Below are 12,485 nucleotides of genomic sequence, written 5' to 3'. Positions count from 1 at the left end.
GAGCTAGTGTCGCATCATGGAGGCGCGTCCCGGAGTCGAACCGAGGTCCACGGATTTGCAATCCGCTGCATAGCCACTCTGCCAACGCGCCTTCGTTTGTCCCGCTTCAGTAAGTTGCCTTCCTCTGCGGTACGGGTTGGCATTCTACATAAGTTTTTTGGGCTGTCACGCACTAATTTCGGCGTTTTGGTTTGTTTGCTTCTTTATCGAGCAAATCTGATAAATATCAGCCACATTGATCAAACTTTTAGCAAAAATCTCTGGCATTTTTCATCGCAGCCCTTATGTAACGCGGCTTGCAAACGCTCAAAGGAAAAAGCCAGCGAATGATCGCTGGCTTCATTTTGTTCAAATTCAGGTGGCTGATTAGATAGCCTGAACGTCAAAATCCACTTCTGGGTTAACGTCAGCGTCGTAATCCACGCCTTCAACACCGAAGCCGAACAGTTTCAGGAATTCTTCTTTGTATTCCACGTAGTCTGTCAGCTCTTTCAGGTTCTCTGAAGTGATTTGTGGCCACAGGTCACGACAGTGTTGCTGGATGTCATCACGCAGTTCCCAGTCATCCAAACGCAGACGGTTTTTATCGTCTACTTCTGCTGCTGAACCATCAGCCTTGTAAAGGCGCTGGCTGAACATGCGGTAGATTTGTTCCATACAGCCTTCGTGAACGCCTTCAGCGCGCATTTTCTTGAACACCATAGCGATGTACAAAGGCATCACTGGAATCGCTGAGCTCGCTTGAGTCACAACCGATTTCAGTACCGCTACGTTTGCAGTACCGCCAGTCGCAGAAAGCTTGTCGTTCAGTGCCGCTGCTGCGCGATCCAAGTCCATCTTCGCACGACCCAATGCGCCGTCCCAGTAGATTGGCCAAGTCAGCTCAGTACCGATGTAACTGTAAGCTACGGTCTTACAACCGTCAGCCAGCACGCCTGCGTCAGACAGAGCTTGAATCCACAGTTCCCAGTCTTCGCCACCCATTACGGTAACCGTGTCTTTGATTTCCTGCTCAGTTGCAGGCTCAACACTGGCTTCGATGATTTGGTCTTTGTTGGTGTCTACTGCTGTAGAAGTGTAAACATCACCAATTGGCTTCAGTGATGAACGAACCACTTCGCCCGTTTTTGGCAGTTTACGAACTGGAGAAGCCAATGAGTAAACCACCATATCAACCTGACCAAGATCTTCTTTAATCAGTTCGATCGCTTTCTTTTTCGCTTCATCAGAGAATGCATCGCCGTTCAGGCTCTTTGAGTAAAGACCTTCTTCCTTGGCGAATTTGTCGAATGCCGCAGAGTTGTACCAACCCGCTGTGCCCGGCTTTTTCTCCGTGCCTGGCTTTTCGAAGAACACACCGATGGTCGCTGCACCGCCGCCAAACGCAGCAGCAATGCGCGATGACAGGCCATAGCCGCTAGATGAACCTACTACCAGTACACGTTTTGGTGCGTTAGCAATTGGGCCTTGGGCTTTGGTGTATTCGATTTGCTCTTTTACGTTAGCTTCACATCCTTTTGGATGGGTAGTCGTACAGATAAATCCGCGAATTTTAGGTTTGATGATCATATTCAACCTTCCTTTCAAAGTTGGGCTTAGGATAAATACTTCATCTTGTTTTGGCACTTGTTTTTGTCGCAAAACCCCGATTTCGGGTAGTGGTTGGAGGTGTTAGCAAGAAAAAACGCCGCAGTTGCGGCGTTTTTGAGAACAAATCTGCTGTTATGCAGCTTTACCTTTCTTCGAGCTAGCCGGTGCAGACTCAGATTCTGACTTGAACCATGAAGGGTCAAAGTTATCCACCTGGATCGCTTCGTAGCGCAGCCCATCCGCGTGTTTGATTTGGTCGACTTCTTCTTGGGTCAGAACATTCTGCTCAAGAGCAGCATCCAAACGCTCGGACAGTAAACCTTTCGCAGGGATTTTCTTCGCTTTTGCCGCAACTGCCATTTTCTTCTCAAGCGGCTTAACCGCCACCATGGCTTCGAAAGCGCGCTCCATGATACCTACCGGGTCAGTTGCTTTGTCGCCGACATAACAAAGGTGCGTCAGGCGCTCGCGGTGTGCACCTGGAGTCATCAGCAAATCAGCAATTTGCGTTGCCAGTTTGTCTGATGGCGCTTTGTAGTGCATGCCCAGTGGGAACAAAATCGCACGCAGTGAGAAGCCAACACCTTTCTGCGGGAAGTTGTTGAACGCGCCGTCAAACGCTTCCGCACACTTGTTCAAGCAGTGTTGCAGTGAGTAGTGAACGAATGGTAGGTCAGCTTGCTGACGACCTTCATCTTCGTAGCGCTTCAATACTGCAGAAGCCAAATATAGGTGACTCAGTACATCACCCAAGCGGGCTGATAGCATTTCACGGCGTTTGAGTTCACCACCCAGCGTTAACATGGCAACGTCGGCTGTAACTGCCAACGCACGACTCATACGGGACAGTTGACGATAGTAAGCCGCCGTTTCGCCCGATACCGGTGATTTGTTAAAGCTTGAGCGAGTGAATGCATTGGTGAAAGACATCAGCACGTTCTTAGTGGCAAAACCTATGTGTTTGATCAGCAGCGAATCAAACGCTTCTGCACCTTTTGCTTCATCTTGCTCTGCCGCCGCTTCCATTTCTTTCAGCACGTATGGGTGACAACGTGTCGCACCCTGTCCGAAGATCATCAGGTTACGGGTCAGAATGTTTGCCCCTTCTACTGTGATTGCCACAGGCATACCAAAGTAGTGGTGACCAACATAATTCAAAGGCCCCAACTGGATTGCACGGCCGGCATGAATATCCATCGAATCATTCAGGATGGTGCGCGCCAGTTCAGTCATGTGGTATTTGGCAATGGCGGTCACAATACCCGGCTTCTCATGCATATCCAGAGAAGTCGTGGTCAGTGTGCGCGCGGCCTCAAGCATGTAGGTGTAACCACCAATGCGTCCCATCGCCTCGCCCACACCTTCAAATTTACCGATGTGCATACCAAACTGCTTACGAACATAAGCATAAGCACCTGTCGTGCGTGCCGTCAGGTGACCGACTGCGGTGCCCAGTGCAGGCAGTGAAATACCACGACCTGCTGAGAGACATTCCACCAACATACGCCAGCCTCGACCCACGTAGTCCTGACCGCCGATGACCCACTCCATTGGAATGAATACATCCTGACCACGCGTTGGGCCATTCATGAACGACAAGCCCAGCGGGTTGTGACGCTCACCAATCTCAACACCTTCGTGATCCGCGGGAATCAACGCACAGGTGATACCGAGTTGTTCTTTGTCGCCTAACAGACCTTCAGGGTCATGCAATTTAAAGGCAAGACCAAGCACAGAGGCGACTGGCGCTAGCGTAATGTAGCGTTTGTTCCACGTAAGGCGGATACCCAGCACTTCTTTACCTTCGTGCTCACCCATACATACGATGCCTTTATCCGGGATAGAGCCCGCATCTGAGCCCGCTTCAGGGCCAGTCAACGCAAAACATGGGACATCCTGACCGTTTGCCAAACGAGGCAACCAGTAGTTCTTTTGTTCCTCAGTGCCGTAGTGAGTCAGTAGCTCACCTGGGCCCAGAGAGTTTGGTACCATCACAGTCACCGCTGCACTCAAGCTTCGCGTGGCGATGCGTGAAACAATGGTCGAGTTCGCATAGGCAGAGAATTCGAGACCGCCGTACTCTTTTGGAATGATCAGCGAGAAGAATTTTTCCTTCTTCAGGAACTCCCACACTTCAGGCGGTAAGTCTTTGCGCTCCTGAACGATTTCAAAGTCATCCAGCATCCCCAGCAGTTCTTCTAGCTGGTTTTCCATGAACGCTTTTTCTTCGTCAGTTAAACGTGGTTTTGGATACTGCAGCAACTTACGCCAGTCGGGATTACCGGCGAACAGTTCGCCATCCCACCACACACTGCCAGCTTCCATCGCCTCACGTTCTGTCTCAGACAGCGGCGGAAGAACCTTCTTGAAAAACTTAAATGCAGGGTCGCTTAAATAACGTCTTCTAAGTGATGGTTGAGAGCTCATGATTCAGATCCTTGTATTTGTAACACGTTAATTTTTTATTATTTTTTAAGCTTTATCCTGCACTTTGCGGCACGCCGCTTGGCACAAGAGACAATTCCTGACTGGTCGGTGCATCCACACCTGCTGCCAGATAAGGGATCAATCGGTCGAGAATGTCTTCAGTCGTCACATTGGAACCAAAGTCATTCTCAGCGATTTCACTTAGTGCAACGTTAGACGCCATGGTGAAAATCACCGCGCCCAGCGTAAAGTGAAGTCGCCAAAACACATGTTCAGGTTTCAGTGATGGGTTGGCTTTTATCACCGCTTGCGTAAAAAGCTTTAAAACAGCATCGTAGCGGGTGGTAATAAACCAGCGAAGGTGGCCCTGAACGTCGGTATAACCGCGGCCGATAAGCTGCATAAACGTGGAAGCACCATGGCGGCGGAAAGTGTCTAACCCCAATAGTGGACGCTTGGTACACGCGAACACTTCTTCCATTGAAATGTCATCTTTCACTAAAAGCAGCCTCAACTCTTGCTCCAGTTGTGGCATAAACTGTTCGAGATAACGGGCGAGGACAGCACGCACAAGCGACTTCTTATCACCAAAGTGATAATTGACCGACGCCAGGTTTACCCCAGCCTTGCTCGTGATGGTGCGAAGAGAGGTCTCTTTGAAACCATGCTCAGCAAATAACTGCTCCGCAGCATCGAGAATTTTTCCTTTGGTTTCGCCTTTCCCAGCCATTTTCATTCACCTGTATTAAACACTTGTTTAACTTTACATCCCGTTAGCATTAATAACAACCCCTAAACAATCATCAAAAAAGTTGTCCTTGCCACGAAAAAAATCTGTTGGATGTAAGCGTCTGTAAATTAATACCATTCGCTGAAACGGCACTCAGTCACACTCAAATGTGAGAAAAAAATCGATTCTTTGGGGAACAATCTGGACTTCATCAGGTCACATATAATGCCACTGCTTTTTCTTAGAAGTTTTTATTCTTCTGGAGCCCGTACACTGATTTTGAGTACGGGCTTTTTTTCGTCTGGCGTCAGAGATTGGGGATTTTGGAGAGAGAAAATTTTTTTCGAATTTTTTGAACTAAATGAAAATGGCCCAGTCTGAATGTATGTAGATAGCGGATAAGTGCCTTTTTAATGTATAGCTGGCCGCCACACATGACTTCCAACTTATCGCTAGATGCTGCTGCTTTTTCTTACTCCTGCTTAAAAAACATTTATGTTGCCCGCTTCAGATGAAGCGGGCTTTTTTTATGCTGCCATTTACCCCAACGTCGGCAATGGCATGTCAAATGGCGACGGATACTTCAGCGTCATACCCAACGTTTGCAGCGTGTGATCAGCAACTATCACCTTCCCTTCACCCCCGTCTTCAATAAATTGCGGTTCCTGCAAACCCAGTCCTGCAGCCGCCCAACGGTAAAATGCTGAACGAGTAGGATGATCGGTGGCGCTGAGATGGAAAGTTTCGCCACCGATTTGCAGAGCAATAATGGCACTGACCGCCTGAATACAATCTTCACGATGAACAAGGTTTACTGGATCCAACCCTCCACTGACATTTTCTCTGCCCGCGAGATGTTTTCCAGGATGACGCTCATCACCAATCAAGCCCGACAGTCTCAGCACAACGCCACGATCACCAAACTCAGCGAATACATAATCTTCAATCTCACGATGGGCTTTCCCAGATTCTGTGTTGGGCTCACAGACTGTTTTTTCTGTGACTAACCCTGTGACACTGCCGTAGACCGAAGAGGTACTGATAAAGATGAATTGTTTCACGCCGCCAGACTTTGCGGCATCCACCATTCTCTTCATGGCATTAACGAACACACTTCCATCGATTGTTCGTCTGCCGGGCGGAATGTTGGCCACAAAAACATCGCTTTCAAAAAGAGGTTGTGATGACGGGTCGTGTTTCTCGCTAAATATATCGAACACCACACCATTGATGTGCTTCAATTCCAATTCGTTGAGAGACGCAACGCTACGTTTGCTACCAGTGACCGAATATCCAACTTGATGCAAATGTTCCGCGAGAGGAAGACCAAGCCAACCACATCCGCTTATTGAAACTGTTTTATATGGTTTCGACATCGAAAGTTCCTTGTAAGCCATTTTCATTTCTACGCTTGATTCATTCGAGACGTGCCACAAGAAACCGAACCCGTTTCGCATTTGGTGAAAAAAAGCTTCGGCATTGTGTAATTAAGCAACTAAAAGCGTGAATGAATACAAATTTTTTGAAGGTATTTTTTGGTTAAAATGTTATTAAACGACTCCAACCGTTAGACTCGACTATAACATCGTTGGACGTCGAAATATTTCACCCAATAGCGTCAGACCTTACCGCCAGTGATTTTAGGCAGGAAAGACTGACAAAACAGACAGCGGAAGCAACGCGGTAATCTGAATGAACACCCTAGAAAAAATACAAAAAAATATTGAAAACTTTAGTAAGTCGGAAAGGAAAGTCGCTGAAGTGATCATCGCTTCTCCTCAGACTGCTATTCATTCCAGCATCGCGACACTCGCCAAAATGGCTGATGTCAGCGAGCCTACAGTAAACCGTTTCTGCCGCAGGCTAGACACGAAAGGCTTCCCTGATTTTAAACTTCATCTGGCACAAAGCCTGGCAAACGGTACACCTTACGTGAACCGTAATGTTGAAGAGCACGACAGCGCCGACGCTTACACCTCGAAGATCTTTGAATCGACGATGGCATGCCTGGATGTAGCGAAAAACAGCATCGACGCCCACCAAATCAATCGCGCAGTGGATTTGCTAACTCAAGCTAAGAAAATTTCTTTCTTCGGCTTGGGCGCTTCCGCATCCGTTGCCCACGATGCGCAAAATAAATTCTTCCGCTTTAACATTCCCATCGTCTGTTTCAACGACATTGTCATGCAACGCATGAGCTGCATTAACTGTACAGACGGTGATGTTGTGGTCGTCATTTCACACACTGGCCGAACCAAATCGCTGGTAGACGTTGCGACTTTAGCCAAAGAAAACGGCGCGACCGTGATCGGTATTACCGAGAAAGGCTCTCCGCTGGACAAAGTCTGTTCGCTGACCATTACGCTGGATGTGCCGGAAGACACTGACATCTATATGCCGATGGCAAGCCGTGTGGTTCAGATGACCGTGATTGACGTTCTGGCAACAGGCTTCACACTGCGCCGTGGTCCAGGGTTCCGCGAAAACCTCAAACGTGTGAAAGAGGCCATTAAGGACTCTCGATTCAACAAAGAATCACTGACATAAACTTTTAAGGGCAGACGCAAAGTCTGCCCTTTTTCTTTCTCTTACGCCCACTCATCTACACTCTTTATATAAATACAAATATCAATAATTCCTTATTGCTCTTTCGTATGCATTTTTACTCAGGAGACTTTCATGTCTGAGATATTACGTCGAACAAAGATCGTGACTACATTGGGCCCAGCTACCGATAAGGAAGGTATGCTGGAACAAATCATCGCTGCCGGCGCTAACGTGGTGAGGATGAACTTCTCTCACGGCACCGCAGAAGACCACATCGACCGAGCCAATAAGGTTCGGGCTATCGCTGCGAAACTCGGGCGTCATGTCGGTATTCTCGGTGATCTACAAGGGCCAAAAATTCGTGTATCCACCTTCGCGGATGGCAAAATTCAGCTGGCGGTCGGTGATCGCTTTGTGTTGGATGCTGCACTAGAACCGGGAAAAGGTGACAAAGAACGCGTCGGTATCGATTACAAGAACCTACCGAATGATGTTGTTCCAGATGACATCTTGCTGCTGGATGACGGACGCGTTCAGCTGAAAGTCATTTCGGTAGACGGTACTTGTATCCACACGGAAGTCACTGTGGGTGGTCCCCTTTCCAACAACAAAGGCATCAACAAAAAAGGGGGCGGTTTGTCAGCACCCGCTCTGACTGATAAAGATAAACAGGACATCCTCACTGCTGCAAAAATCAACGTGGACTACCTGGCGATATCTTTCCCGCGTAACGGCGATGACATGCGTCTGGCCCGTTCGTTAGCGCGTGATGCAGGCCTTGATACCCGTTTGGTTGCCAAGGTAGAGCGGGCGGAAACCGTCGCTACAGACGAGAATATTGATGACATCATCGAAGCGTCTGATGCCGTCATGGTGGCCCGTGGCGATCTGGGTGTGGAGATCGGTGACCCAGAGCTCGTGGGTGTGCAGAAGAAACTTATCCGCCGCGCCCGCTCGATGAACCGCTGTGTGATTACCGCAACTCAAATGATGGAATCGATGATCAAAGCCCCGATGCCAACGCGGGCGGAAGTCATGGACGTAGCAAATGCCGTGCTGGATGGGACCGATGCTGTCATGCTTTCGGCTGAAACCGCAGCGGGCGATTACCCACTGGAAACCGTGAAATCCATGGCCGAAGTCTGTATTGGCGCAGAGAAGATGCCATCAATTAACGTTTCCAACCACCGCTTAAACAAAGAGTTCGAACTGATTGAAGAAACGGTTTCTATGGCAACCATGTACGCAGCAAACCACATGCCGAAAGTGAAAGCCATGGTCTCTCTGACAGAATCCGGCAAAACAGCTCTAATGATGTCTCGTATCAGCTCGGGCAAACCCATTTTTGCCCTTTCCCAACATGAATCCACGCTGTCGAGAGCAGCGCTTTATCGTGGCGTGACACCGGTCTATTTCGAAAGTGACACCGGTGCCGGCGCAGAAGTGGCGCATAAAGCCATTGCTCTGCTGAAAGAGAAAGGCTATCTCAAGCCTTGGGACGTGGTAATTTTCACTCAAGGTGATGTGATGGGCTATGTAGGCGCAACCAACACCATGCGAATGATTACAGTGACCTAACGGGCAATTGGTTCATTGCAAACAGAGAAATCCCGGCGATTGCCGGGATTATTTTTTCAACCACCCTTTGTCGACAGCTTCACTCAGCATCATTTGTACTTTTTCCCACAGCAGTGCAGAGCCTTTTCCAATCTTGCTGTTAATGCTTAGTGCCTGATCGTAGCGCACACCATGCTCCTTCCAGCTTTGCCCGTCACTGTGATAGTTGAGCAACATGGGCAACATGCGGTCCAGCGCCTTACCATACCGCGCTTCGGGCGTTTCACCTGCTTCAAACTCTAACCATAGGGCCATGAGCGCATCTCGCTGATCGTCCGGCAGCATGCCGAAAATACGCTTCGCCGCTTTCAACTCTTTCTCAGGCTGAAGCTTCGCGGCTTCCAAATCGTAAACGAAGGTATCTCCCGCATCGATTTCCACCACATCATGGAGCAGCAGCATTTTCACCACTTTCGCGACGTCTACTGGCTCATTAGCATGCTCTTCCAACAACAGTGCCATCAAAGCGACCTGCCAACTGTGCTCAGCAGAGTTTTCCAAACGGTCGTTGTCACTTTTAATTCGGGTTCGTCTTAGTACGGCTTTGAGTTGATCAATCTCGACAATCAATGCAAGTTGCTTTTCCAGCCTCTCAAATGCTGATGTTTCATTCATTGGTGGACGCTACCCAGTTGGTGTTAATGACAGAGGTAAGGATATGATCTTCCCAATTCCCGTTAATCAGGAGGTAGTCTTTGGCTTCACCTTCTTTCTTGAATCCAGCGGCCTGAAGCACAGCTTCACTGCGTTTGTTTCTTGGCATGTAAGAAGCCATCACGCGGTGCATGTTGAGGTTATCAAACAGCCATTGGTTGGTCGCTTTGAGCGCCCGACGCATAATACCCCGCCCTTGCGCTGACTCAGCCAGCGAATAGCCAACATTACAGGCGTGAAAAGGGAACTGCATGATGTTGTTGTAAGTGATCACCCCGCAAACTTCATCGCTTCCTTCTTCAAAAATCATGAAGTAATACGCCAGCCCATGACGTTGCAATTCGGTTAGTTGAATGATGCGCCGTTCCCAACCTTCATAAGTGAAAAAGCTGTCTGGTCTCAACGGCTCCCAAGGTGTTAAGTATTGGCGATTAACCTGAAAATAATTCACGATAAGTGGGATATCAGGCTTCTGGATCGCACGAATGATAAGATTATCAATACGTAATTGCGGGAATGGGTTTATAATTTCGACTGACAATTCGCCTCCTATCCAACTGTGTCGTTGTTATGTATTACGATAGCTTTGAATCACCGCTGGGGAAAATTCACTTACTGGCTGATGGGTCAGGGTTGAGACAATTGACCTTATGCCTTCATCATCCTGTTGAATCCTGCAAACAGTGGAAGCACTCCCCTAAGCACCTCGCCCCTTACAAGAAGCAAATTCTCGAATTCCTCAACGGGGAACGTGCTCAATTCGATATCCCTCTCGCCCCCGACGGCACGGAATTCCAACACAAAGTCTGGCAAATTCTTCGTGGCATTCCTTATGGGGAAACGAGGTCTTATGCTGACATTGCAAAGGAAATTGGCAATCCAAAGGCTTATCGAGCGGTTGGAATGGCTAACAATGTGAATCCCATTCCCCTTGTTATCCCCTGCCACCGCGTGATCGGCAGCGATGGTGAGCTTACAGGATATCGCTATGGTCTGGAGATAAAGCAAAAGCTCCTGACGATGGAAAAAAATGGCGACTGATACAGTCGCCATTTTTTCTACTTCTTGCCTATGCCGTACTCGCGAAGTTTATTCGCGACGGCGGTATGGGAAACGCTGAGACGCTTGGCCAGTTTTCGGGTCGAAGGATAACTGCGATAAAGGTTCGACAGGATCCCCGACTCATAACGTTTCATGATGTCGTCCAGCGATCCTTCCAGCGTTTCTTCCGTTAAGAACGCGCTTTGTTCTGTCTCTGGCAACTGGATGTCATCTTTGGTCAGGCACCCTTCTTCGATTTGCGTCATCGCACGGAACAACACATTCCGAAGCTGTCTGACGTTACCCGGCCATGAGTATTGGTTCAGCAGTTCCAAAACGCCTTGTTGTAGCATGGGTCTTTCTTGCCCCAACTCAGCAGCAAACTGATTCAGGAACAGCTCTGCCAGCGGTTGAACATCAGAGGGGCGCTCACGAAGTGGTGGCACCGTCAGAGAAAGAACATTCAGTCGATAATATAAATCTTCGCGGAATTGCCCTGCGGCGACGCGTTCAGACAGATTTTTCTGCGTTGAACAAATCACACGCACATCAACCTTAATCTCTTTCTCTTCGCCCACTCTGCGGAAAGTGCCATCTTGCATAAATCGAAGCAGTTTAATCTGCAGGTGCTGACTCATTTCACCCACTTCATAGAGGAACACAGTTCCGCCATCAGCCTGCTCGAGCTGACCTTTCTTGCCTTCTCGTCCTTCCATTGGCGCACAGCCAAAAAGCTCAGTTTCAGCCGCATCGTCCGGCATAGAAACACAGTTCACCAGCAGGAACGGATGCTCAGCTCGGTGAGAGCGTTGGTGGCAGGCTTTCGCCAGCATTTCTTTGCCTGTGCCGGTTTCCCCTTGAATCAGAAGTGGCGCATCCAACGTCGCGAACTTCTTCGCCTGATTCACCAAAGTGCGGAACTTGCTGGATTGACCGACCAAATGCTCAAAACCATGCTCACCCGGCGTGCGGTACAAGGTGGTTGGCAAGTGGTTCATTGAAACTTGTTTAAGCTGAATTACCGCACTGGCCAGCACATCTTTATCTTCACTGTCAGTGACATAAACCGGCATCACTTCCATCAGGTAATCCATGCCAGAAAGCACAACCTGACGGTGGATTTGACCGGCGTTGTCGCGCTCCAGCCAATGGGTGAAGTTGAAATCAGGAAACACACTGTTGGCCGTTTCGCCAATCAGGTCAGATTCTTCACTGCCCATCAGACGCAATGCAGCCTTGTTCGCCATGTCGACTTTACCGCTAAGATTGACGGAGAAAACCGGGTCGCTCAGTGTTTCGAGCAGTGCTCGCAGCTCGCGGTGTTCACGCTCAGCGGGTAGGAACTGAATTTTCCGTACATCAGTCACGCCGCTGATAAGACGGATTTCGGACATCAATTGCCTGAACTCTTCGAATTCTATTTCGGGGCAGTTGAGATAGATGATGCCAACTTGGTCGATTTCGATACCACGCAAGTCAATGTTGCGACGCGCCAGAATGTCGAGGAGTTCACGGGTTAATCCAAGTCGATCTTCGCAAAAGACCTGTAATCTCACGGTAGTGTCCTGTATGCAGTGGGGCTGACAGCATCCTGTATTTCGGTGTCAGCCACGTTGATTTGATAAGTCTCTGAGGCAAAACCTCATAATCCCTGAGAGCGTGACATGCTCAATTGACTGTATAAAAAAGTGTCAGGAATTGTTGACAGTGAGAGGAGTGTGCGCCTCTCAAGCGATTGAGTCAAGCGGTGCCCATGAAAACGTGAGAGAGCTAATCCTCTCCCTGCAAAAGGAAAACAGCGCCAATGGCGCTAGGGGCTGTTGACCTTTGGTGATGTTTTTTGCAGCAGTATATGGGGATTTTGTGCAAGGCAGAGGCT

Annotated in this window: 10 protein-coding genes and 1 tRNA gene; 3 read left to right on the top strand and 8 right to left on the bottom strand. The window is 48.9% G+C overall.

Features of this window, described 5'->3' with window-relative positions:
* Positions 1–17: 17 nt before the first annotated feature.
* From RN22_RS19680 to RN22_RS19660, 5 genes are all read right to left on the bottom strand, one after another.
* A tRNA-Cys gene (locus RN22_RS19680) sits at positions 18–91 on the bottom strand.
* Between the two features lie 275 nt (positions 92–366).
* Positions 367–1,569: an enoyl-ACP reductase FabV gene (gene fabV / locus RN22_RS19675; RefSeq protein ID WP_002539280.1), complete on the bottom strand. Its 1,203-nt coding sequence runs from the start codon at positions 1,567–1,569 to the stop codon at positions 367–369.
* Positions 1,570–1,722: 153 nt separating this feature from the next.
* On the bottom strand, positions 1,723–4,017 hold the full coding sequence (locus RN22_RS19670) for an acyl-CoA dehydrogenase (RefSeq protein WP_046307002.1): 2,295 nt from the start codon (positions 4,015–4,017) through the stop codon (positions 1,723–1,725).
* Positions 4,018–4,069: 52 nt separating this feature from the next.
* The gene (locus tag RN22_RS19665) at positions 4,070–4,747 is read right to left on the bottom strand and encodes a TetR/AcrR family transcriptional regulator (RefSeq protein WP_046307001.1); all 678 of its coding nucleotides are present in this window, start codon (positions 4,745–4,747) and stop codon (positions 4,070–4,072) included.
* A 539-nt stretch (positions 4,748–5,286) separates the two neighbouring features.
* Positions 5,287–6,123: an NAD-dependent epimerase/dehydratase family protein gene (locus tag RN22_RS19660; protein WP_046307000.1), complete on the bottom strand. Its 837-nt coding sequence runs from the start codon at positions 6,121–6,123 to the stop codon at positions 5,287–5,289.
* A gap of 316 nt (positions 6,124–6,439) precedes the next feature.
* On the opposite strand from RN22_RS19660, the gene RN22_RS19655 reads away from it, so the two are divergent.
* The gene (locus tag RN22_RS19655; protein ID WP_002539273.1) at positions 6,440–7,294 is read left to right on the top strand and encodes a MurR/RpiR family transcriptional regulator; all 855 of its coding nucleotides are present in this window, start codon (positions 6,440–6,442) and stop codon (positions 7,292–7,294) included.
* Between the two features lie 132 nt (positions 7,295–7,426).
* Positions 7,427–8,872, top strand: coding sequence for a pyruvate kinase (pyk, locus tag RN22_RS19650; protein ID WP_046306998.1), 1,446 nt, complete (start codon positions 7,427–7,429; stop codon positions 8,870–8,872).
* Positions 8,873–8,920: 48 nt separating this feature from the next.
* On the opposite strand, the gene RN22_RS19645 is transcribed toward pyk, so the two are convergent.
* Positions 8,921–9,526, bottom strand: a complete 606-nt coding sequence (locus RN22_RS19645; RefSeq protein WP_046306996.1) for an HD family hydrolase — start codon at positions 9,524–9,526, stop codon at positions 8,921–8,923.
* Positions 9,519–10,106, bottom strand: coding sequence for a ribosomal protein S5-alanine N-acetyltransferase (gene rimJ, locus RN22_RS19640; protein WP_046306995.1), 588 nt, complete (start codon positions 10,104–10,106; stop codon positions 9,519–9,521). The genes RN22_RS19645 and rimJ overlap by 8 nt, the downstream gene beginning before the upstream one ends.
* 29 nt (positions 10,107–10,135) lie before the next feature.
* Here rimJ and RN22_RS24870 point away from each other — a divergent pair, with 29 nt between their 5' ends.
* Positions 10,136–10,606 carry a methylated-DNA--[protein]-cysteine S-methyltransferase gene (locus tag RN22_RS24870; protein WP_082111443.1) on the top strand — a complete coding sequence of 157 codons (471 nt, stop codon included), beginning with the start codon at positions 10,136–10,138 and terminating at the stop codon, positions 10,604–10,606.
* 17 nt (positions 10,607–10,623) lie between these two features.
* Here RN22_RS24870 and tyrR read toward each other — a convergent pair whose 3' ends face one another.
* Positions 10,624–12,162, bottom strand: coding sequence for a transcriptional regulator TyrR (gene tyrR / locus RN22_RS19630; protein ID WP_002539268.1), 1,539 nt, complete (start codon positions 12,160–12,162; stop codon positions 10,624–10,626).
* Between the last annotated feature and the right edge of the window lie 323 nt (positions 12,163–12,485).

The organism is Grimontia sp. AD028, assembly GCF_000973155.1.
GTDB classification, from domain to species: Bacteria; Pseudomonadota; Gammaproteobacteria; order Enterobacterales; family Vibrionaceae; genus Enterovibrio; species Enterovibrio indicus.
The sequence above is the reverse complement of the archived record's forward strand: the minus strand, read 5'-3'. Positions and strand labels throughout refer to the sequence as shown.

What these genes read in the sequence shown, in the direction of transcription:
- RN22_RS24870 (WP_082111443.1), top strand. Translation starts at nt 10,136, where the DNA reads ATGTATTACGATAGCTTTGAATCACCGCTGGGGAAAATTCACTTACTG.
- RN22_RS19670 (WP_046307002.1), bottom strand. Translation starts at nt 4,017, where the DNA reads ATGAGCTCTCAACCATCACTTAGAAGACGTTATTTAAGCGACCCTGCA.
- fabV (WP_002539280.1), bottom strand. Translation starts at nt 1,569, where the DNA reads ATGATCATCAAACCTAAAATTCGCGGATTTATCTGTACGACTACCCAT.
- RN22_RS19660 (WP_046307000.1), bottom strand. Translation starts at nt 6,123, where the DNA reads ATGTCGAAACCATATAAAACAGTTTCAATAAGCGGATGTGGTTGGCTT.
- RN22_RS19645 (WP_046306996.1), bottom strand. Translation starts at nt 9,526, where the DNA reads ATGAATGAAACATCAGCATTTGAGAGGCTGGAAAAGCAACTTGCATTG.
- pyk (WP_046306998.1), top strand. Translation starts at nt 7,427, where the DNA reads ATGTCTGAGATATTACGTCGAACAAAGATCGTGACTACATTGGGCCCA.
- RN22_RS19665 (WP_046307001.1), bottom strand. Translation starts at nt 4,747, where the DNA reads ATGGCTGGGAAAGGCGAAACCAAAGGAAAAATTCTCGATGCTGCGGAG.
- RN22_RS19655 (WP_002539273.1), top strand. Translation starts at nt 6,440, where the DNA reads ATGAACACCCTAGAAAAAATACAAAAAAATATTGAAAACTTTAGTAAG.